This window comes from Methylonatrum kenyense (assembly GCF_023195885.1).
In the GTDB taxonomy this organism is placed as follows: Bacteria; Pseudomonadota; Gammaproteobacteria; order Nitrococcales; family Aquisalimonadaceae; genus Methylonatrum; species Methylonatrum kenyense.
The window spans coordinates 124,326-145,755 of record NZ_JALPKO010000004.1; the positions used below are offsets into that span (position 1 = coordinate 124,326).

General features: G+C 65.3%; 17 protein-coding genes and 1 pseudogene. 12 read left to right on the forward strand and 6 right to left on the reverse strand.

Annotated features, from left to right (window positions below; translation table 11 throughout):
• Nucleotides 1-44: 44 nt before the first annotated feature.
• On the reverse strand, nucleotides 45-1,706 hold the full coding sequence (locus M0534_RS06595) for a BCCT family transporter (protein ID WP_248567625.1): 1,662 nt from the start codon (nucleotides 1,704-1,706) through the stop codon (nucleotides 45-47).
• A gap of 215 nt (nucleotides 1,707-1,921) precedes the next feature.
• Between M0534_RS06595 and M0534_RS06600 the strand changes: the two genes are divergently transcribed.
• The 10 genes and pseudogenes from M0534_RS06600 to M0534_RS06645 all read left to right on the forward strand — a co-directional run bounded on the left by M0534_RS06600 (nucleotide 1,922) and on the right by M0534_RS06645 (nucleotide 10,726).
• Nucleotides 1,922-2,188, forward strand: a complete 267-nt coding sequence (locus M0534_RS06600) for a DksA/TraR family C4-type zinc finger protein (RefSeq protein ID WP_248567626.1) — start codon at nucleotides 1,922-1,924, stop codon at nucleotides 2,186-2,188.
• Between the two features lie 14 nt (nucleotides 2,189-2,202).
• Complete coding sequence (locus tag M0534_RS06605; RefSeq protein ID WP_248567765.1) at nucleotides 2,203-2,832, forward strand: gamma-glutamylcyclotransferase; 630 nt, start codon at nucleotides 2,203-2,205, stop codon at nucleotides 2,830-2,832.
• Between the two features lie 195 nt (nucleotides 2,833-3,027).
• A complete protein-coding gene (locus M0534_RS06610) occupies nucleotides 3,028-5,520 on the forward strand; it encodes an ABC transporter substrate-binding protein (RefSeq protein WP_248567766.1) in 2,493 nt (830 codons plus the stop codon).
• Nucleotides 5,517-6,605 carry an ABC transporter permease gene (locus M0534_RS06615; protein ID WP_248567627.1) on the forward strand — a complete coding sequence of 363 codons (1,089 nt, stop codon included), beginning with the start codon at nucleotides 5,517-5,519 and terminating at the stop codon, nucleotides 6,603-6,605. Before M0534_RS06610 ends, M0534_RS06615 begins: the two co-directional genes overlap by 4 nt.
• The gene (locus tag M0534_RS06620) at nucleotides 6,605-7,939 is read left to right on the forward strand and encodes an ABC transporter permease (protein WP_248567628.1); all 1,335 of its coding nucleotides are present in this window, start codon (nucleotides 6,605-6,607) and stop codon (nucleotides 7,937-7,939) included. The genes M0534_RS06615 and M0534_RS06620 overlap by 1 nt, the downstream gene beginning before the upstream one ends.
• On the forward strand, nucleotides 7,940-8,914 hold the full coding sequence (locus M0534_RS06625) for an ABC transporter ATP-binding protein (RefSeq protein ID WP_248567629.1): 975 nt from the start codon (nucleotides 7,940-7,942) through the stop codon (nucleotides 8,912-8,914).
• Nucleotides 8,911-9,918, forward strand: coding sequence for an ABC transporter ATP-binding protein (locus M0534_RS06630; protein ID WP_248567630.1), 1,008 nt, complete (start codon nucleotides 8,911-8,913; stop codon nucleotides 9,916-9,918). Before M0534_RS06625 ends, M0534_RS06630 begins: the two co-directional genes overlap by 4 nt.
• A 4-nt stretch (nucleotides 9,919-9,922) precedes the next feature.
• Nucleotides 9,923-10,093, forward strand: a complete 171-nt coding sequence (locus tag M0534_RS06635) for a hypothetical protein (RefSeq protein WP_248567631.1) — start codon at nucleotides 9,923-9,925, stop codon at nucleotides 10,091-10,093.
• Nucleotides 10,094-10,117: 24 nt separating this feature from the next.
• Nucleotides 10,118-10,335: pseudogene (locus tag M0534_RS06640) on the forward strand (bifunctional 2-polyprenyl-6-hydroxyphenol methylase/3-demethylubiquinol 3-O-methyltransferase UbiG); the annotation flags it as partial.
• Nucleotides 10,328-10,726: a thiol-disulfide oxidoreductase DCC family protein gene (locus tag M0534_RS06645; RefSeq protein ID WP_248567632.1), complete on the forward strand. Its 399-nt coding sequence runs from the start codon at nucleotides 10,328-10,330 to the stop codon at nucleotides 10,724-10,726. The pseudogene M0534_RS06640 and the gene M0534_RS06645, both read left to right, overlap by 8 nt.
• A gap of 34 nt (nucleotides 10,727-10,760) precedes the next feature.
• Here the strand turns inward: M0534_RS06645 and M0534_RS06650 are convergent, their stop codons facing one another.
• The 5 genes from M0534_RS06650 to M0534_RS06670 all read right to left on the reverse strand — a co-directional run bounded on the left by M0534_RS06650 (nucleotide 10,761) and on the right by M0534_RS06670 (nucleotide 18,229).
• Nucleotides 10,761-11,960, reverse strand: a complete 1,200-nt coding sequence (locus M0534_RS06650) for an efflux RND transporter periplasmic adaptor subunit (protein WP_248567633.1) — start codon at nucleotides 11,958-11,960, stop codon at nucleotides 10,761-10,763.
• Between the two features lie 6 nt (nucleotides 11,961-11,966).
• Nucleotides 11,967-14,330 (reverse strand): ABC transporter permease, encoded by a 2,364-nt coding sequence (locus M0534_RS06655; RefSeq protein WP_248567634.1) that lies wholly within the window; start codon nucleotides 14,328-14,330, stop codon nucleotides 11,967-11,969.
• Nucleotides 14,331-14,335: 5 nt separating this feature from the next.
• Nucleotides 14,336-15,076 carry an ABC transporter ATP-binding protein gene (locus M0534_RS06660; protein WP_248567635.1) on the reverse strand — a complete coding sequence of 247 codons (741 nt, stop codon included), beginning with the start codon at nucleotides 15,074-15,076 and terminating at the stop codon, nucleotides 14,336-14,338.
• Nucleotides 15,073-16,521, reverse strand: a complete 1,449-nt coding sequence (locus tag M0534_RS06665) for a ferredoxin reductase family protein (protein ID WP_248567636.1) — start codon at nucleotides 16,519-16,521, stop codon at nucleotides 15,073-15,075. Before M0534_RS06665 ends, M0534_RS06660 begins: the two co-directional genes overlap by 4 nt.
• Before the next feature lie 73 nt (nucleotides 16,522-16,594).
• Nucleotides 16,595-18,229 carry a Na/Pi cotransporter family protein gene (locus M0534_RS06670; protein WP_248567637.1) on the reverse strand — a complete coding sequence of 545 codons (1,635 nt, stop codon included), beginning with the start codon at nucleotides 18,227-18,229 and terminating at the stop codon, nucleotides 16,595-16,597.
• Between the two features lie 201 nt (nucleotides 18,230-18,430).
• Between M0534_RS06670 and M0534_RS06675 the strand changes: the two genes are divergently transcribed.
• Nucleotides 18,431-19,726: a diguanylate cyclase domain-containing protein gene (locus tag M0534_RS06675; RefSeq protein ID WP_248567638.1), complete on the forward strand. Its 1,296-nt coding sequence runs from the start codon at nucleotides 18,431-18,433 to the stop codon at nucleotides 19,724-19,726.
• Nucleotides 19,716-21,419 (forward strand): BCCT family transporter, encoded by a 1,704-nt coding sequence (locus M0534_RS06680; protein ID WP_248567639.1) that lies wholly within the window; start codon nucleotides 19,716-19,718, stop codon nucleotides 21,417-21,419. Before M0534_RS06675 ends, M0534_RS06680 begins: the two co-directional genes overlap by 11 nt.
• Nucleotides 21,420-21,430: the final 11 nt, after the last annotated feature.

The following is a 21,430-nucleotide window of genomic DNA, read 5'->3' on the forward strand; positions in this document are numbered from 1 at the left end:
AAAGGGCGCCCGCGGGCGCCCTTGTCGTTTCTTGCGGATTTTCCTCAGCCGCGCGGCTCGCTCATCAGTCCCTTGATGATTGCGTAGCAGCCCACCAGTAGCACCAGGGTAAACGGCAAGCCGGTGGAAACGGCCATTGCCTGCAAGGCAACCAGGCCGCCGCCAAGCAGCAGCGCTGCCGCAATCACGCCCTCGATGATGGCCCAGAACACGCGCTGCGGTTTGGGGGCATCGACCTTGCCGCCGGCGGTGATGGTGTCGATCACCAACGAGCCGGAGTCCGAGGAGGTGATGAAGAACACCACCACAAGGACGATGCCGACGAACGAGGTGATCTCGGTCAGCGGCAATTCGCCGAGCATCACGAACAGCTGCAGCTCCAGATCGGCGTCACGGGCACCTTCGAAGCCGGCGGACACGAGCTGGTCGATCGCGGTGCCGCCGAAGGCGGTCATCCACAGCACCGAGACGGTCGACGGCACCAGCAGCACGGCAATCAGGAATTCGCGCACGCTGCGGCCCCGACTCACCCTGGCAATGAACATGCCGACGAACGGTGACCAGGAAATCCACCAGGCCCAGTAGAACGCGGTCCAGCCCTGGCTGAAGTTTGCGTCCTCGCGGCCGAACGGATTGGACAGCGCCGGCAAGTGGGTGACATAGGCGAACAGGTTCTGGAAGAAGCCGGTGGCAATCAGCAGTGTCGGTCCGACGATGATGACGAACAGCATCAACAGGAAAGCCAGCACCATGTTGATCTCGGACAGCCGCCGTACACCCTTGTCCACGCCTGCCAGGATCGAGACGATCGCGATCGCGGTGATGCCGAAGATCAGCAGCACCATGGTCACGTTGCCTTCAGGTGCTCCGAACAGGTGACTGAGGCCGGCCGCGGCCTGCGAGGCGCCGATCCCGAGTGACGTCGCCAGCCCGAACAGCGTCGCGAACACCGCAAGCATGTCGATGATGTGCCCGGGCCATCCCCAGACGCGCTCTCCGAGCAGGGGATAGAAGATCGAGCGGACCGTCAGTGGCAAGCCCTTGTTGAACGAGAAAAGTGCCAGCGCCAGCGCGACAACCGCGTAGATTGCCCAGGGATGCAGTCCCCAGTGGAAGATCGTGGCCGCCATGCCCAGCGTCGATGCTGCGGCTTCGTCGCCGGCCGCGCCACCAAGCGGCGCCCAGTCCGTTCGCGCACCGTTCTCGGTCTCGGTGCCGCCGAGCGCCGCGCTGAAGTGCGACATCGGTTCGGAAACGCCGTAGAACATCAGCCCGATGCCCATGCCCGCGGCGAACAGCATCGCGAACCAGCCCAGGTAGCTGAAATCCGGGGTTGCCTCGGTGCCGCCGATCCGGACCTTGCCGAGCGGCGAGACGATCAGGGCGAGGCACAGCAACACAAAGATGTTGCCAGCGAGCAGGAAGAACCAGGCCATGTTGCCGGTCAGCCAGTCACGCAGACCGTTGAACAGCGGCTCCACTTCACTCTGCAGTGCCAGGGTGAGCACCACGAAGAAGATGGTGACCGCCGAGGAGATCAGGAATACGGCTCCGTGGATATCCAGATTGATACCCAGCGGCCTCGCCGTGTAGTTGTCCTGTCCAACGACGTAATCGGTGTCGATCGGATTGGCGGCACCTTCCGGTGCCGGAACGCCCTCGCCCTCTGGAATGTCGGACGATGAATCATTGGGATTTTGAGCCATCGAATCCGTCCTCTTGCGTTTTTCTGTAATGAATGGAAAAAGCCTGGTTTCCGCACGCCAGTGCCCCAGCGTGACTTGTTACACTCGAATAGCTGGTTTCCGGCAGAGGCAGGCCCGAATCGCTTACAGGGGCAGCAATTTCGGCTTGCCCGGTGTCCACCCTACACAATGATCGAAGAGCCGCCTATGGCTCTCGCAGATTGAGGACGACGACCATGGCAAACGGTTGGGCACGTGAAGGTGCCGTTCAGGAACAAATCGACAGTACGGTGGAGGACGCCGTGCTGCGCGCACGCAGTCAGCTGCCGCGCGGAGAAAGCGCCGAATTCTGTGATGCCTGCGATGCGCCGATTCCGCAGGCCCGTCGCGAGGCGGTGCCGGGCGTGCGATTCTGCGTTGGCTGCCAGAGTGAGCGTGATCAGGAGCAGCAGCGCTTCACCGGCTACAACCGTCGGGGCAGCAAGGACAGTCAGTTACGTTGACCGGGTCGGCCTGCATCGCGGCGGATACCATCGCGCGGAACGCCGCCCGCCATCGCCTGGCCGATGACGAGCCGGTCTGGCTGTTTGGCTACGGTTCCCTGATCTACAAGGTCGACTTTCCGTACCTGCAACGTTGCCCGGCATCGGTAACAGGCTACCAACGGCGTTTCTGGCAGGGGTCGGAGGATCATCGGGGCACGCCCGGGCGGCCCGGGCGTGTGGTAACCCTCGTGGAAGAACCCGGTACGCGCTGCGGCGGCATGGCCTATCAGGTCGCCGCGCGGGTCTTCCGGGCGCTGGATGTGCGCGAGAAGAACGGGTATCTGCGCCTGTGGACCCGGCTTTGGTTGGCCGGGCAGAAGGAGGTGGACGGCTTGATCTATATTGCCGGGCCCGACAACCCGGCCTTTCTCGGCCCGGCGCCGGATGCCGAGTTGGCCCGGCAGATAGGGGTCGCTTGTGGTCCGAGCGGCAGCAATTCCGATTACCTGTTGCACCTCGCCAGGGCCCTGCGAGATCTGGATGAGTATGACCCGCACGTGTTCGCGCTGGAGAAGGCACTGCTGCGGGCGCGGAAGTCTGGGATCGCGGCTCCGGAAGCGAATCCGTTAGAGGCGGAAATTTCGGATCTGGAGTTTTTTTGACGTCAAACACGCCGTAGTGTTGTCGGCGTGACAGATCGCTGTGTTGTCGATGGAGTCGCCCTGCGGACTCCGACAACCGCCGGGCGAGAAAAATCATCGGATTCACGAACAGGAAACGGCGGTGACGCCGCCGTTCCAGTCCCGCCTTTTTGCGGAGGAGTCGATTTGGGAAAGGTGCTGCTCGGGACTGCGCTGATGCTTGTCGTGCTGATCGTTGCTGCGACATTCCTCGGCACGGAGCGGACATCGTCGCAGGGCGCGGCCGGTGCCACCCCTGGTGATCCGGCCGAGCGCAGCGGCGCGCTAGTGGATCAGGTGGTATTCACCCAGGAATCGGACATGGGCAAGGTCAGCGGCTTGATCGAGGGCGGCGCCCATCAGGTCTTTGCCCAGGGCATTACCAGCGCCTCCGTGTTTCACCGCATACGCGATTCTCAACGGGTCGTCAGCGACCTGTCCTATGGTTCCTCGGTCGAACTGTCTCTGAATCCGTCGGGTCCGGAATTCGATGACGGCAGCCTCAACCCCTTTCATGTGCCGGCCATGCGTGAGGCCCTGAACCGGTTGGTCAACCGGAGCTACATCGCCGAAGAGATCTACGGTGGGCTCGCCGTACCGCGGTACCTGCCGATCAACACGGCGTTCCCCGATTTTGCCCGGCTGGCCGATGTGGCCCGCGCGCTGGAACTCGAGTACCAGCATGACCCGCGGGCGGCGGCGGATGCGATCAGCGAAACCATGCGTGACCTGGGCGCGGTCAAGCAGGCCGATATCTGGCATTACGAGGGCCGCCCGGTAAGGCTGATCGTGCTCATCCGTACCGAGGACGAGCGTCGCCGGGTTGGCGACTACGTGGCCAATCTGCTCGAAGACCAGGGGTTCCGTGTGGAACGGCGCTACCGCACCGCGGAGGAGGCCTCGCGCATCTGGATTGCCGCCGATCCGGCGTCGGGCCAGTGGCACGTCTACACAGGAGGCTGGATTTCGCCATCCATCAACCGCGATGTGGCGGCCGACCTTGCCTATTACTACACCCCGCGCGGTCGCGCCGAGGCGCTCTGGCAGGCCTATGAGCCGGACCCGGAATTCGACGCCCTGGCCGATCGTCTGCAGCGCCGCGACTATCGCAGCTGGAGCGAGCGGCAGGCGCTGATGGCGCGGGGCCTCGAACTGGCGATGAAGGATTCCTCGCGGGTCTGGCTGGTCGACCAGTTGAACGCCTGGCCGCGGGCGGAAAACGTCGAGCTGGCCGCCGATCTGGCCGGTGGTACCGCGGGTTCTGCGCTCTGGCCCTATACCTTGCGTTACCGGGACCGGGTCGGCGGCAATATGGTGATGGCGGCGCCGAGCCTGCTCACCGAGCCCTGGAATCCGGTCTCCGGCAGCGGCTGGATCTTTGACCGAATGGTGCTGAACGCGATCGAGGATTCGGCGGTCATGCCGGACCCATTCACCGGTCTCTACTGGCCGCAGCGGCTGGCCGAGGCGGAGGTCACGGTGGAAGAGGGCGTGCCGGTCAATCGCACGCTGGACTGGGTCAGTCTCGACTCCGCCGCCGAGATCACCGTACCCGGCGACGCCTGGATCGACTGGGACAGCTCGGAGGGGCGTTTTGTTACCGTCGACGAAGCCCATGGCGACGAGCCACCCACTGCTCGCAGCCGGATTCGGATCCGCTACGAGGACGGTTACTTCGATCGCTACTGGCATGACGGCAGCCGGGTCTCGCTGGCCGATATCCTGCTGCCCTGGATTCTCAGCTACGAACGGGCCGATGAGGACAGTCCGCTGTTCGATCCGGCCCATGTGCCGACCTTCGAAGTGCATCGGCAGCATTTTCGCGGATGGCGCATCGTCTCCGAATCGCCGCTGACGGTGGAGATCTACAGTGATCAGATCTACCCGGATGCGGAGAACATGGTGGGCGCCCGGGCGCCCTCGGCACAGCCATGGCACATGCTGGCGCTGGGCATTCGCGCCGAGCGTGCGGGCGATCTCGCGTTCTCCTCCAACAAGGCGGACCGCATGCAGGTGGACTGGCTGAACCTGGTTGGCGGCCCGAGCCTGAGTATCCTGAATCGTCACCTGGAGCGCTCGCGCAATGAGAACTATGTCCCGTTTGCCGGGGTGCTCGCGGATGTGCTGGGTGAGGATGAGGCGCGGCAACGGTATGCCGCGATCAGTGACTGGTATGCGGACAGGGGTCACTTCCTGGTTGGCGATGGGCCGTTCTACCTGCATTCGGTGCATGCGGTGGAGCGCAGTCTGGTGCTGCGACGGTTCGAGGATTTTCCCGATCCTTCCGACAAGTGGCTGCGCTTCACCCGGGCCGAGATCCCGGAACTCAGCCTGGACGGGCCGCTGGTGGTCGAGCAGGGCGAAGAGGCGGAGTTCCGGCTCAGCATCACCTTCGAGGGCGAACCCTATGCCAGCGAGGACATCGAGGCAGTGCGCTACCTGCTATTCGATGGCAGTGGTGAGCTGGCGGTGCGCGGTGATGCCTCGCAGAACGACGACGGCGACTGGACCGTGACCCTGAGCCGCGGTCAGATCGAGGCCCTGGGGGCGGGCGCCAATAGCCTGGAATTCGCGGTCACCAGCCACCGCGTGGCACTGCCCAGCTTTGCCACCCATGGCTTCGCCACTGTGCCCGCGCGGCGAGCCGCGCAGAGCGGGGGGGGCGAATGACTGCGGCGGTCGGCATGCAACGGGATTTTCGCCGCCTGGGCCTGTTCACCGGCAAGCGCCTGCTGGCCTTGTTCCTGACCATTCTGGTCGGTGTCTATCTCACCATCCTGATCGCCAATATGGGCGGCCGGGTGGATGACCTGCGCATGGTCCAGATTCAGGGCGAGGTCTCCGAGATGGTGCGCGGCGATCCGGCGTTCCAGGACATGTCCAGCGAGGAACGCAACGCCCTGATCCAGCGGCAGGTGGACCTGGAGGTCGAGCGGCTGCGGCTTGACCAGCCGTTCATCCTGCGCAGCTTCGACTATCTGTACCGGGCCATGCTGCTGGACCTCGGCCGCGCCGAGCAGATGCACAGCGATACCGGCTCGCGGCAGGTCTACAACATCATCGTCGAGCGCCTGCCGGCGACCCTGTTGCTGTTCGGTACCGCCAACCTGCTGGTGTTTTTCTTCTCGGTCTATATCGCGCTCTCGCTGTCGCGGCGCTACGGCAGTGCCATGGATCGCAGTGTCATCGCGCTGGCGCCGAGTTCCGCCGCGCCTGCCTGGTTCTACGGCATTTTCCTGATCCTGCTGTTTGCCTTCGTCGTGCCGATCCTGCCGTCCGGCGGCATGGTGCAGGCGCCGCCACCAGAGAATCCGCTGCACTACGGGCTGGACGTGCTGCGGCACATGCTGCTGCCGGTGCTGGCCATGTTCTTGTCGCAGATCTTCATCTCGATCTATTCCTGGCGCACCTTCTTCCTGATCCATTCCAGCGAGGACTACGTCGAGATGGCCCGTGCCAAGGGGCTGCCGGACAAGCTGATCGAACGGCGCTACATCCTGCGGCCGACGCTGTCGCCGATTGTCACCAGCTTCCTGCTGATGCTGATCGGCCTGTGGAGCGGGGCGATCATTCTGGAACAGGTGTTCAACTGGCCGGGGTTGGGCACCCTGCTGTTCCAGGCCATTGGTCACCGGGATACGCCGGTGATCATCGGCTCGGTGGTGATCTTCGCCTACCTGCTGGCACTGACCGTGTTCCTGCTTGACATCCTCTACGCGATCCTGGATCCGCGCATCCGCCTTGGAGGCGACTGATGGGACGGTTGTCCTCCGCCCTGGCCGAACTGCGCAATTACCCGTCCGCCATCATCGGCCTGGGAATCATCGCCTTCCTGGTCGGCCTCGCGGTCTATACCGTGGTCGTCATTCCCTACGACGATGCGCTGGACAAGTGGCGGGGCGGCGATCAGTGGCGGCTGTATCCGGTGAACGCGAGCCCGGTCTGGTCGGATCGCCTGCTCGGTGGCCAGGCGCCGGAGACCAAGGTGGTGTCGAGCCGCGACGCGGAGATCGAACGCGAGGCCTTCGAGGGTGGCGAGCGGCTGTCGATTCCGCTGCGGGTGGATTTTCAGGCCGGTGATTTTCCATCGGAAATGACGGTGTTCTTCGATGCCGACGGCCATGAGCGCGAGCCGTTTGCGCGCCTGGTCTGGCGTACGCCGGATGGTCGCGAGATGCCGCTGGGCGGCAGCCGTATCTCGCGCCAGGATCGCATGTCGATATCCCAGGACCGGGCGCTGGAACAGCGGCTTGGCCTGGTGCCGCATATCGGCCTGCTGGCAACCCCCGATTCCGAACCGGGGGATGCACGGGTACAGACCGGCGAGTACGAGCTGACCCTGGATGTCATCGTGTTCGAGGAGAATGCCGATTTCGAGGCCGAGCTCGTACTCTACGGCCGGGTCCACGGGCTGGCCGGAACCGATCACCAGCGCCGGGACCTGATGGTGGCCCTGATGTGGGGCACGCCGGTGGCCCTCGCCTTCGGCCTGCTGGCGGCGGTGGGAACCACCATCACCACGTTGATAATCGCTGCCACCGGAGTCTGGTTCGGCGGTTGGGTCGACGCCACCATCCAGCGGCTGACCGAGGTCAACATGATCCTGCCCCTGCTGCCGATCCTGGTCATGGTCGGGACGCTGTATTCCACCAGTATCTGGCTAATGCTCGGGGTGGTGGTGGCGCTCGGCATATTCAGTGCCGGTATCAAGATGTACCGGGCCATGCTGTTGCCGATCCGTCAGGCGCCCTACATCGAGGCTGCCCGCGCCTATGGCGCCGGCAACACCCGGATCATCCTGCGCTACATGATTCCGCGCATCCTGCCGGTGCTGATCCCGACCTTCGTTACGCTGATCCCGACCTTCGTTTTCCTCGAGGCCTCGCTGGCGGTGCTCGGACTCGGTGATCCGGTGCTGCCCACCTGGGGCAAGGTGCTGAACGACGCGCAGAGCGAGAGTGCGTTGTACAGCCAGTACTACTACTGGGTGCTGTCGCCGGCCTTCCTGCTGATGCTGACCGGGCTCGGTTTCGCGATGCTCGGCTTCGCCCTGGACCGCATTTTCAATCCGCGACTGAGGACCTTGTAGATGGCCGTGCCGCTGCTCAGCGTCGAAAACCTGCGCCTGAACTACCACACCAGGCAGGGCCTGGTGCAGGCGGTGGCGGGCGTGGATTTCGAGATCCGTCATCGGGAAGCCCTGGTGGTGCTCGGCGAGAGCGGCTGCGGCAAGAGTTCGCTGGCCAAGGCCCTGATGCGAACCCTGCCGCGCAATGCCGGCGAGCCGCAGGGCCGGGTCCTGCTGGAGGGCGAGGACATCATGGCGCTGGACGAGGAACGCTTCCGGCGCGAGGTGCGCTGGTTGCGCATGGCGCTGGTCATGCAGGCCTCGATGAATGCGCTCAATCCGGTGGTGAAAGTGGGCGAACAGGTGGCGGAGCCGCTGCGGGTGTTGCGAGGCTGGTCCGGAGGTCGGGCCCGTGAGCGCGCCGCCGAGGTATTCGACCTGGTCGGCGTGTCGACGGATTTTCTCAACCGCTATCCGTTTGAACTCTCCGGCGGCATGCGTCAGCGGGTGGTGCTGGCGATGGCGCTGGTCACCGATCCGCAGTTGATCATCCTTGATGAGCCAACCTCGGCCCTGGATGTGCTGACCCAGGCGAGCATCATGAACGTGCTGAAGCGCATCAAGCGGGAGCAGGGCACCAGCTTCATTCTGATCACTCACGATGTTGCCACCTCCAGCGAACTGGCCGACCGGGTGGCATTGATGTACGCCGGACAGATTGTCGAGACCAGCAGTGCCGCCGAGTTCTTTCGCGAGCCGGCCCATCCCTATGCGCAGATGCTGATGGACAGCGTGCCGCGCCTGCGTCAGGACACCCGCCCGACACACATTCCCGGGCAGCCACCGAGCCTGCTCGACCCGCCGTCGGGCTGTCGTTTCGCGGACCGCTGCCCATCCCGTTTCGACCGCTGCGAGCGGGATCCCGGCGCATTTCGCAAGGGCGACCGGCGCCGGGTCCGTTGCTGGCTGCATGCCGGCGGGAGTCAGTTGTCATGAGTCAGGCTGCGTCCACCGCAACGGCGGCTGCCGGCCAGTCCCTGGTCGAGGTGCGGGACCTGCGTACCTGGTTCGAGCTGCGCCAGTGGGGCTTCATGCGCCTGGGTTCGGTGAAGGCGGTCGACGGGGTCAGCTTTGCCCTGCAACGCGGTGAATCGGTGGCCTTTGTCGGCGAAAGTGGCTGCGGCAAAAGCTCGCTGGCGCGGACCCTGCTGGGCCTGCATCAGCCCACCGAGGGCGACGTCGTCTTCGAGGGTCAGTCGATGGCGCGACTCGGGCGCCGGGCCATGCGTGATTACCGTGCACGCGTCGGTTATGTGCAGCAGGATCCGTTTGGCGCCTTGCCGCCGTTTCTCGATGTGCGCCGCATCCTTGCCGAGCCGCTCAAGGTGCACGGTATCGGCCGCAGCGAGCGCGAGCGTCGTATCCGCGCCGTGCTGGAAGAGGTCCGGCTGTCACCGGCGGATGATTACCTGCGCAAGTTCCCGCATATGCTTTCCGGTGGTCAGCAACAGCGTGTGGTGATCGCCCGGGCGCTGATTCTTGAGCCATCGCTGTTGATCGCCGACGAGCCGGTGTCGATGCTGGATGCCTCGGTGCGGGTTGAGATCCTCAATCTGCTGCGCGGCATACAGCAGCGCCGCGAGTTGACGCTGGCGTTCATCACCCACGACCTGTCCACGGTGCGGCATTTCGCCGACCGGATATTCGTCATGTACGCGGGCCGGATCGTCGAGACCGCGGCTGTGCAAGAGTTGCTGGATCACCCGCAGCATCCCTACACCCAGGCACTGCTGGCGGCATTGGCCGATCCCGATCCGGATAACGCCCTCGACCTGCGCGAGGTGCCTGGCGGCGAGGCCCCGAGCCTGCTCAATCCGCCACCGGGTTGCCGCTTCCATCCCCGCTGTCCCAAACACATGCCCGGTGTCTGCGATATCGAGGATCCGCCGGATTTCGAGCCGCGGCCCGGACATCTGTCTGCCTGTCTGCTGCATCGTTGACGCCATGCGCCTGATCGTCTACGGCATCCTGCTGATGCTGCTCAGCCTGAGCCTGTTGATGGCCATGGTGACACCGCTGCTGCCGCCGTCGCTGGGCCTGTCCCTGCTGGCCTATGGCGGTTGCCTGACCGGTTTCCTGCTGGCCCTTGCCGGTGCCTTGTCCCGACTCCGCTGAACCGTCGGCGCTGCGATTGGTCCCATCGCAGGCACAGACTACATCCTGCTGGCGAAGGGCACCCATCAATGGCGGCGCTTCCCGAACCCGTAGCAGTGGCGGACATGCTGGCGAAGGATGGTCTCGAGGTAATCCGCCAGGTTGGTGTCAAGGTCAATCCATTGAGCCGCCGCATGTGGCTGTCACGCTCGATGAGTGACAACGACATGCTGATGGCGCGGAAGGACGATGCGGATGCATGACAACAAGCGCCCTGTGGTCTTTTTCGATGGTGGCTGTCCGGTCTGCCGCCGGGAGATCGGTTTTTACCAGCGCCTGGATCGCCGGCATGCCATCGACTGGCGGGACATCGCCGCCGAGCCTGAGTTGCTCGACGGCAGCGGCGTCGACTGGCGCACGGCGATGCGTCGTTTCCATGCCCGCGATGCGGACGGTCGGATGCGCCAGGGCGTCGATGCCTTCGCCATGGTCTGGGAGTACTTGCCGTACTGGCACTGGCTGGCCCGGCTGGTGCGTGGCCTGCGCCTGGTCGGGCCGCTGGAGCGGCTGTATGGCTGGTATGCCGATCGGCGATTCCGACGCCGCTGTCAGACAAGCCGGTGTTCGGCAGACGACGGCAATGCAGACAACTAGGGAAACGCTAGCAGCACCGTGGCCGTAGGCGCTTTCAGACCGGGTCCGGACGCACCCGGCTGCCGTCGCTGATGCGATCGCTGGGGTGAATGATGACCTCCTCGCCGGGCTCCAGGCCCGAGATTATTTGCACCTGGCCGCCGCTGCGCTGGCCGATCTCCACGTCACGGCGCTGGGCGCGATCGTCACGAACCGCGAACACCTGCCATTGCCGGCCACTGCGGAACAGGGCGCTTGAGGGCAGTTGCAGCACGTCCTCCTCCTCCCAGATCACGAAACGGGCCTCGATCCGATAGCCGTCCCCGAGCCGCTGCCAGGCAACGCGTTCGGTATCAATGCGGATCAGCACCGGCACCCGGTGTTCCTCCACGCCGAGCGCCGAGGTGCGTTCGAAACCGCGTGGCTCGACCCGCCGCACCGTGCCCTGCAGCGGCTCGTCCCGACCCCAGCGCTCGATACGTACCGGCGTCCCCGGTTCGACCTGCACGGCATCCATCGACAGCAGGTCCACGCGGGCCTCGAGTTGCTCCAGATCGCCGATCTCGAGGACCAGGTCGCCGGCATTGATCGGCCCCTCGCAGCAACGGGGGCGGGCAACGATGGTGCCGCTGATCGGTGCACGCACGGTCAGCGTCGGTTGTGTCTCCGGTGCGCGCTCGCCGTCCTGGATGGCCAGTGCGATGCGCGCGGCCTCCAGCTCGAAGCTCGCGATCTCGATCGCATGCCGCGCACTGCGCTCGGCGGCGCGGCTGGCGTCGCGCTGACTCCGGCTGCGTTCCAGTTGCTCGGTGGACAGGAACTGCTGGTCGTGCAGGGTCTCGTGCCGTTGAAGCTCCGACTCCGCAAGCTGTCGCTGGGTGCGGCGGATGTCGAGTTCGGATTGGGCTAGCTCGAGCCTGGCCTGGGCCGCGGAAACGGCCTCCCGCGCCTGTTCGCGGGCGCGGGGATCCAGTGACGGTGATGGCATGGCCTCCAGCTCGAACAGGGCGTCGCCGGCGTTGACCGTGTCGCCGGGTTCCAGCACGACCCGGCGCAGGAAGCCGCTGATCGGCGCGGACACGCGATGCGGATCGCGCAACTGCATCCGGCCTTCCTCCTCGATCACTACCGAAAAGGGCCCGCGTTCCGCGATCACCGTGCTGACGGGCAGCGGCGCGGGCAGCAGAAGGACGATGATGCCCCCGACGAGGGCAAGCCCAAGCAGGGTGTAGAGCGCTTTTCGGGTCAGTGACATCGCTGCCTACTCCGCGGCCTTCAGGGCCGTCACCATGTCCAGTCTGCGCAAGCGGCGCTGAATCAGCAAAACCGAGAGCGCGGTGGCGAGCAGAATGCCGGCACCGGACAGGCCATAGGCCTGCGCGGTGACCACGAAGGGCAGGCGCAGCAGGTCCATGCTCAGGGCCTCGGTCAGTAGCCAGGCGAAGCCGGTGCCGATCAGCCAGCCCAGCGGGATCGCGATCAGGGTCAGCAGCAGCAACTCGCCGATCAGCACCCAGGCCACCTCGCCGCGACCGAAGCCCAGCACCCGCAGGGTCGCCAGTTCACGCTGCCGCTCGGCAAAGGCGATGCGCGCATTGTTGTAGACCACGGCAAAGGCAATGCTGCCGGCGAGCACCAGCAGGATTCCCATCAGGACCAGCATGGTCTCGTCGATGTAGGCGCGAATCGCGGTCTCGGACTCTCCGATAACGCCGATTCCGGCGACCACCGCCAGTTGGTCGAGTCGCTGGAACAGCTCGTCGCGGGATGCCGGATCGATCGCCAGCCAAGCACCGTTGATGGCCGGACCCTCGCCGAGCAGCCGATTCAGCGCCCGCCGTTCCAGGTAAGCACCGACGCCGATCGGCTCGGCGACAACGGCCGCCAGCGGCAGGTCGAGGATCCGACGCTCGCCATCCAGCACCTCGACCTGCACCGGGTCACCGGTGCGCAGCCCGAGCCGTTCGGCCAGGAAATCGGTCAGTACGAGCCCGTCCTCCGGCAGTGAGCGGCGGCGGTGATCCGCGTCGATCAGGCGTCTTAACTGCGGTTCACGCTCCATGCCGAGCAGCAGCGTGCGTTCACTACGATGGCCGTGGGAGAGGCGCACCGGGACCTGCCTGTAGCCCTCCGCCTGCAATACGCCGGGCAGATGACGGAGCTCGCCGATGGCGCGCTCGGGGGTTGCTTCGGTCAGGGTCAGATGCAGGTCGGCCTGCTCCACCAGCCGGTACTGAATGTCCAGCAGGCGGTCCACGGCCTGGAATTGATAGCTGCCGACCAGGATCAGGCTGGTTGAAAGGGCGATGCCAAGCATCGACAGCGCTGACTTGAGCGGATGCCGGCCCAGGTTGCGCAGGATCATGCGCGCCGGCTGGTCAAGACGGCGCCAGAATGCCGTGTCGGCCAGCCGGCCCCGGCGATAGCGCGCCGGCAGCGGTGGCCGCATGGCCTGGGCTGGTGTCAACCGGGCCGCGCGGGCCACGGCACGGCCGGTGCCGATGCCACCGGCCAGGATGGCCACCGCCACCGCCAGCAGCACTACGTCGGGCTGCAGGCGGAAATACAGTTCCGGGAATCGGAAGTACTCGATGTAGAGCCGCGCATAGGCTTCCGCGGCCCAGGCGCCGAAACCCAGGCCCAGCAGCAGGCCGAGGCCGACGATCAGGGCGGTCAGGGCCAGATAGTGTCGCGCGATCTGGCCGATACCGTAGCCGAAGGCCTTGAGCACCGCGATTTCCTGGATCTGCTGGCGGATGATGCGCTCCAGGAGCACGCTGAGCAGGAAGGCGGCGACACCGAGGAAGATCATCGGAAAGGCAACCGCCATGACCCGCAACTGGTTCAGTTCCTCACTGATGAACCGGTGCGAGGCCTGTTCGTCCCGATCGTAGCTGCCCTGGCCGCCATAGCGTTGCAGCTGGCGGTCGAGGGCCTGGCGTACATCTTCCGTGCGGGCACCGGCTTGCAGGGTGGCCACCAGGCTGTTGAAGGCGCCGTCCAGGTCGGTGGCCCGGGCCAGAGCGCTGCGGTTCATCCACAGGGTGGCGTAACGGCGGTAATCCGGTAACAGGTCACCGGGTCCGGTCTGGTAGACGAATTCCGGCGAGAGCGCGATGCCGCTGATTCGCAGGCGCTGTTCGCGCCCGTGAATGATCGCGGTCAACTGGTCGCCGGGCAGCAGGCCATGGGCTTCGGCGAAGGGTTCACTGACCACCACTTCATCCTGTCGCTCCGGCTGCGGCAGCTGCCCCATGCGCAGGTGCAGGCGGTTGATGTCCGGCTGGCGGCCATCCGGAATCGACAGCACCAGGCCCCGGACCGGATCGTCGAAGTCGTCGACGCGCAGTCGGACGCCACTGCGGACGCGGCTCTCGATCCGGTCGATGCCGGGTATTTCGGCCAGCCGCGGCAACAGGCTCTCCGGCGCCCGGGTCAGGTCGGCGAACACCTCGGCGAAGCCACGCTCCTGGTAGAACCGCTCCTGGGTCAGGCTGAGTGCGCTCAGAGTGGTGACGCCGAGGATCAGAGTCATGACGCCGGCGCCGATGACCACGGCGATCGCCAGGATCTGGCCCCGCAGTGTCAGCAGGTCCCGCAACAGCTTGCGGCGCAGCGTGCGCATGCGGGCTACCAGGCCAGCTCGTCCGGCGAACGGGGGCTGGGGTTGTCGGCGATGTCGGCAATGCGGCCATCGCGTAGCCGGATGACCCGATGCGCCATCTCGGCGATGACTGCATTGTGGGTGATGATCGCGGTGGTGGTGCCGAGCCTGCGGTTGATGTCGAGCAACGCGTTCAGTACCTGACGCCCGGTCTGCGAATCCAGCGCCCCGGTGGGCTCGTCGCAGAGCAGCACGGCGGGCTGCTTGGCAATCGCGCGGGCGATTGCCACCCGTTGCTGTTCACCGCCGGAGAGCTGCGCCGGGAAGTGATCCAGCCGCTCGCCAAGGCCAACCAGTGCCAGTGCGTCCTCAGGTGGCATCGGCCGTTCGCAGATGTCGGTGACGATGGCCACGTTTTCGCGCGCGGTCAGGCTCGAGATCAGGTTGTAGAACTGGAACACGAAGCCGACATGGTCGCGGCGGAACCGCGTCAGTTGTCGTTCACTGACGCGGGACAGGTCCTGCTCGCCATAGAACACCTCGCCGCTGCTGGCCGCGTCGAGTCCGCCGAGCAGGTTCAGCAGTGTGGACTTGCCGGAGCCGGAGGCGCCGAGCATGACCACGAGTTCTCCGGCGTAAAGGTCGAGATCGACGCCACGCAGCGCGTGTACCTCGGTTTCACCCAGCCGATAGGTCCGGCACAGGCCGCGGGTGCGAAAGACGACACGGCGCTGGCCGTCCGGCGTCGTTTTCTCCGGCGCGTTCATCGCAAGGCAAACAGCACCATGGCCAGCAGCAGCGCGCCGGCGGTCAGCAGGCAGGCCTTGAGCAGGCGGCCGGTGCTGCCCCGGCGGTTACCCAGCGTGTAGCGGAAGCGCTCGCAGATCACGCGCTCCGGCGCGATGCCGAACCGGTTCAGCAGGGTGTCCTCGACGGCATCGATCATGGCCGGCGGACCACAGACGTAGAACACGCCATTGTCGCGCTCCGATTCGGAGATACAGCGGGTGAGGAGCGCGCCGTCGGGGAAGCCGCTTTCACCCTGCCAGCCTGCCGGCGGTTCGGCCAGCACCTGATGGACCTGCGCGCGGCCCTGGGCCTCGCTATCGGCCAGCTCCTCCCGATACAGGATTTCCTGCTCGGTGTTGTTGCCCTGGATGACGCGCATGTGCCGCGAGACACCGCGCGCCACCACGTCGCGCAACAAGGCCATCAGCGGTGCCATGCCGACGCCGCCGCCGATCAGAACCAGCGGGCGAATGTCTCCTGGTTGCAGCGTGAAATTGCCGTAGGGACCATCCAGATAGACGCGGCTGCCGATCAGGATATCGCGGATGCCATTGGTGAAGTCGCCGGCCTCCTTGATCGTGACGCGCAGCTGCAGTCCCTCGCTCGGCGCCGAGCTGAGCGAGAACGGATGCTCGGTAATGCGGAACAGGGCGCGCTGGAAGCGCAGCCAGACGAATTGTCCGGCCAGATAGGGAAACGGCGTACCCGGATGTCCGGCCTCGCGGTCCGGTTCCAGCATCAGGGTCCAGGTTCGATCCGCCTCCTTTTCGACGGCGCCGACGCGGTAAGGGTGCCGGCGCTGCCCCAACGGGATCAGCAGATGCACGTGAATCAGCGAGGCGATGGCGATCAGGACGGCCAGCGACCAGACCGTGGCCAGCAGCGGATCGCCGCTGTAGTGACCGGCTTCCAGCGTGTGATGCAGACCGAGCAGCGCGATCAGCACGGCACCGATGCCGTGGCTGGCGCGCCAGGTTTCGTAGCGTATTCCCAGGTCGTCGCGGACCGCAGCGGTAAACACCAGAAGCAGCAGCAGGAACCAGGCGATCCAGCCCGTGAGGCTGGGCAGGAAGTCGATGTCGCCACCCTCGGTGGCCGGTCCCTGCATCGGCCCGGCAGTGGCACCGGTCGGAAGGTAGTAGAGGAACGGGTGGATCACCAGCAGGGCCACCAGGATCCAGGCCATCAGTTGATGAAACTGCATCACCCGGTCCATGCCAACCAGGGCCGACAGTCCCTTGAAGCGGCCCGAGAGCAGGAACTCAAGCAACAGCATGGAGAACCCGACCAGGGCCAGGCCGCTGGCCAGGTCATCCAGGAACGGTCGTGGCGGCAGTCCCTGGAGCGTTGCCAGTAGCAACGGCAACAGGGCGATAAGGCCGTACGCGCAGACCAACAACCAGGCCAGCCGTGTTTCCGTCATGGTATCCCCCTGTTGTGCCATCCCACGGGTTGGTCGGAATTTACTTGAGCGTTGGTTATCGACGGTATGGCGGTCAAGCCGGTGGAACCTCTTCGGTGCTCTCGGTTTTCTCGTCGGGTCGGATTGTCCGCAGTGTATGCAGCCCCTTTGTCAGTTGATCGAGTGCGCGCCGTAGCGTGCTGAGTTCATCCAGCAGGTTGACCATGCGCCGCACCGGCAGGCTGCCCTGGCTTCCCTCGCGCAACAGCTTCTCCTTGATGTGCTGGTAATCGTTCAGCAGGGGGTTGGCCCAGTCACTGACGCCGGTCTCGGCCCCGACACCCCAGTCCCCGTGTTCGCCGATGGCAACGGCAAGACGTTCGCACCATTGCCAGGCGTCACGTGTTCCGCTGGTGTCTGCGCCGGCCGTGCGGCCGCGTCGCTGGCGCCGGTAATCCAGCGCGCGTTCTGCGATATCGGCCTGATACTGTCCGGTGCGCAGAGTCAGGGGCAGGGCCTCCCGCAGTGCCTCCGGCAAGTCGGTGTCGTGCAGGCGGTTGACGAACTCGGCGATGTAGTCGAGCCGCTGTTCCAGCGCATCGCGTCGTGGCATCAACGCGGCATCGCGACCAGCCAGGCTGTCCAGCAGCAGGGCATTGGCCATGTTTCCGGTGCGCTGCAGTTCAAGCGCCACGGCGTCCAATGCCAGGGCCGGACTCCGCAACACGTTCCGGTCAAGGAACTCTGGTTTCGCCAGATCTTCCTCGGTTGTTCGAAAACGCCGGTGCAGCCAGCTGACAAGGCGGTCCGTCAGGGGCCAGATGACGGCCAGGCCGGCAAGTTTCGTCTGCGTGTGGAACACCGCCAGCGTGGTGGCAATCCCTGCCGGGCCGGGCAGCAGGCCGCCGGCCCGGGACGCAAGCCAGAGCTGCAACGGCAGCGTCGCCAGCGCCACGATGGCCGTCACAGCATTGAAAACGACATGGGACAGGGCGATTCGGCGGGCGTTGACGGTGGCGCCGATGGCCGCGAAGACCGCCGTCGACGTGGTACCCAGGTTGGCGCCGATAACCATGGCAGCGGCGGCGGGAAGCGGAACCAGGCCGCCGGCGGCGGCGGTCAGTGTCAGCGCCAGCGCGGCGCTGGAGGACTGCATCAGTACGGTCAGGATGATCCCGATCAGCAGCATGATCAGGACGCCGGCGATGCCCGGCAGGGCGAGGGCGCCAAGGTCGACACTGCCGCCCAGGTCCTGGAATGCCAGCCGCAGGATATCGATACCGATGAAGAACAGGCCGAAGCCGGCAAGCGCGTCGCCGAGTGGGCCGCGGCGTCGACTGCTTGCTCCGATGCGCAGTGCGGCACCGACGGCGATGGCCGGCAGTGCGAGTATCTGCAGATTGACATTGAAGCCAAGTAGCGCCACCAGCCAGCTGGTCAGCGTGGTGCCCACGTTGGCGCCGTAGATGATGCTGATCGCCTGTGCCACGGATAACAGCCCGGCGTTGACGAAGCCGACCGTCGCAAAGGTCACGGCGCTGGATGATTGGACCAGGGCCGTGATCATGACCCCCGAGCCGAGGCCACGCCAACGGCTGCCGGTACATGCCGCGAGAATCTGGCGCAGGGCATCGCCGGCGGAGACTCGCAGCCCCTCGCTCATCAAACGCATGCCGAGCAACAGCAGGCCAAGCCCCCCGGCGAACTGCATCAGGCCAAGCCAGTGCACCGCAGTGTCTTCCCCATCCGTCGAAAATGCGAACCGCACACGTACATCAGACGACTCTCCCGGATAGCAAGGAAATTTCGTTCGTGTCGGTTCGTGCCCGTTTAACAGCTGTCGCCATTCTGCGACGATACCTCAGCCTGACCGATCCGCGCTTCCTTGTTGGCGCGAGCCGTTTCGGAAAGTATCTCTCAGGGAGGTGACGTGGTGCGCCCGGATAGCCTGACCGCAGACCAGACAGCAGACCTGCTGCGGGCACTCTGGAACGAGAGCGGTGCCCATTATGCGCTGTTGCAGATCAATGATCTGGGGGCGGTGGAATCCCTCGTGGTCAGCCCGGCGCTCTGTCGGCTGCTCGGGTTGCCCGAGGATGCAGTCGAGGTCGAGTTGCTGGACACGGCAGCGCGCGCCCGGTTGCGGGACTGGCTTGCCGGCGCAGGAGGGCCACGCGGCGACGCCTGCCTCGCGCTGAGTCTGGTGCCCGGGCTTGCCCTGAGCGAACTGGACGTGGTCCTCCGGCAACTGCCGGAATCGCCGGGTCTGATACTGTTGACGGCGCTTGCCCGCCCGCCGGCAACACTGCCGGACGCGCTGGCAGCTGTCGACCGTCACATGCCGGGATTCATCTATGAACTGGAAATGTCGCCGGACGAAGTCCTGCGCGTTCGTTTCGTGTCCCGTGCCGTCGAACCTGTCCTCGGCATTGCGGCCGATGCGCTAAGCCGCGATGCGCATTGCCTGTTGGACCTGATCCATCCGGAGGATCGCGACCGGTTCATGCGGCAGTTGCAGGAGCAGGTGGAGACACTGCGGGCCGGCGAGCTTTGTTTTCGCGTGTATCACGCCCAAAGCGGCGGGCTTCGCTGGATCGAGTGGATCGGCGAGCCACAGCGTCGGATAGACGGCACGGTCAGCTGGGTCGGCTTTGCCAATGACGTGACCGATCGCGTCGAGATGCAGTCACGCCTGCGGCAGCTGGCGCATTACGACCGCCTCACCGCATTGCCCAATCGCCGTCTGTCACTGGAACTGACCCAGCAGGCGCTGGAGCTGGCGCAACGTGAAAATCGGTCGCTGCCGTTGCTTTACCTGGATCTGGAGGGCTTCAAAGCCATCAGTGATCGCTTCGGGCAGGCGGCCGGCGACGAATTGCTGCGCGAGCTGGCCCGCCGGATGATGACGGTGCTGCGAGCCTCGGATGTATTGGGGCGGGTCGGGACCGATGAATTCGTCATTCTCCTGCCGAACACGGACGCGCCGGCGGATGCGCAGCGGGTGGCCGACAAACTGCGTGCGGCCATTGCCGAGCCCATGCGGCTGTCCGTTGCCGGTGTGCTGGAGGTGTCGGTCAGCATCGGTATTGCCTGGTTCCCGGAGCAGGCCAAGGACCTGACCGAATTGGTGCGCCAGGCTGATCGCGGCCGGTTTCAGGACAGGCGTCGTCACGATAGGCTTGCGGCCCGGCCATCAGACGGAGATGAAAGAACCCATGGGGGCTGAGTCGAAGCCGCGAGAGCTGATCAATACCGACCCATTCTACGGCCAGGCTGAAAGCGGTCCGCTGAAAGGCATGAACCCGCGGGTGACCATCATTTCGATGGTCGTGGTGCTCGCGGCGGTGATTGCCGGTGCTGCTTACACGACGCAAAGCGCGCAGGCGGTGGGTGCGATGCGCGGTTTCCTGACGCCGTTCCTGGAATGGTACTACGTGTTGCTGGTCGGCTTTCTGCTGTTCTTCATGGCCTGGCTCGGCACCGGGCGCTACAAGAACGTGCGTCTGGGTGGCGACGACGAGCGGCCGGAGTTTACCTATTTTTCGTGGATCAGCATGCTGTTCGCGGCAGGCACCGGGGTTGGCATCCTGTTCTGGGCCGTGGCGCAGCCCATCCTCCAGTTCCAGTCCAACCCGTTCGTCGAGGACGGCCAGAGCGCCGAGGCGGCGACGGTGGCCATGCGCCTCAGTTTCTTTCACTGGGGTCTGAACGGCTGGGCAATCTTTTCCTTTGTTGGCCTGGTCCTCGGTTATTTCGCGTTTCGCCACGGACTGCCGTTGACCATCCGTTCGGCCCTGTTTCCGTTCCTTGGCGAACGCTTCCGCGGCCGCTGGGGCGACTGCGTGGACGTGCTCGCCGTGTTCGGCACGGTGTTCGGGGTGGCGACGACCCTGGGCCTGGGCGTGCAGCAGATGAATGCCGGCCTGGGCCAGGTTTTCGGCATCGAGACCTCGGTAACGCTGCAACTCACCGTTACCGCCGTCATCATGGGTATCGCGACCATCTCGGTGATGTCCGGCGTCCAGCGTGGTGTCCGCCTGCTGTCCGAATTCAACGTCTGGCTTAGCATTGGAGTGGTTGTTTTCCTGCTAGTTTTCGGTCCGACCCAGTACCTGATCGGTCTGACCATCGAGGCCACCGGCGACTACATCCAGAATCTGCTGGCACTGACCTTCCACACCAACGTGACGCGTGGCAGTGACTGGCAGGCGGAATGGACGGTCTTCTTCTGGGGTTGGTGGCTCGCCTGGTCGCCGTTCGTGGGGATGTTCATTGCCCGGGTCTCCCGCGGCAGGACGTTCCGGGAATTCGTGATGGGCGTGCTGCTGGTGCCGACCGCGATAACCATCATCTGGATCGGACTGCTCGGCGGCACCGCGCTGCACCATGAGTTGTTCGGTGACGGCGGAATCGTCGAGGCGGTGTCCCGGGACGAGGCCGTGGCCCTGTTCGTGACGATCCAGGCGCTGGATATCGGCGTGCTGGGAGTGGTCGCCAGCGCCGCGATGGTTGTTCTGATTGCCACTTACCTGATCACGTCGGCCAATGCCGGAACGCTGGTCATCAACACCATACTGGCCGGCGGTGATCCCGAGCCGCCGACGGTGCATCGCCTGCTCTGGGGTGTGATCCTCGCGCTTTTGACCGCGACGCTGCTGCTGGCAGGCGGCCTGGAGACCCTGCAGAACGCGGTCATCACCGCCGCGCTGCCGTTTTCACTGGTGGTGGTCTTGATGATGGCGGGCCTGCTGCGGGCGCTGAACGGCGAACGCTTTGCCGCGCGCCGCGGGCAGCGCTCCGCACTGCCGCACGAACCGTGGGTTGAATCAGGCCATGAGGCCAAGGAACCGGACGATAACGTGGAGATTCACACCGTCGTCGAGGCTCCTTCGGACGAGGCCGCCGAATCCAGGGACTGAGGTTGCCGCGG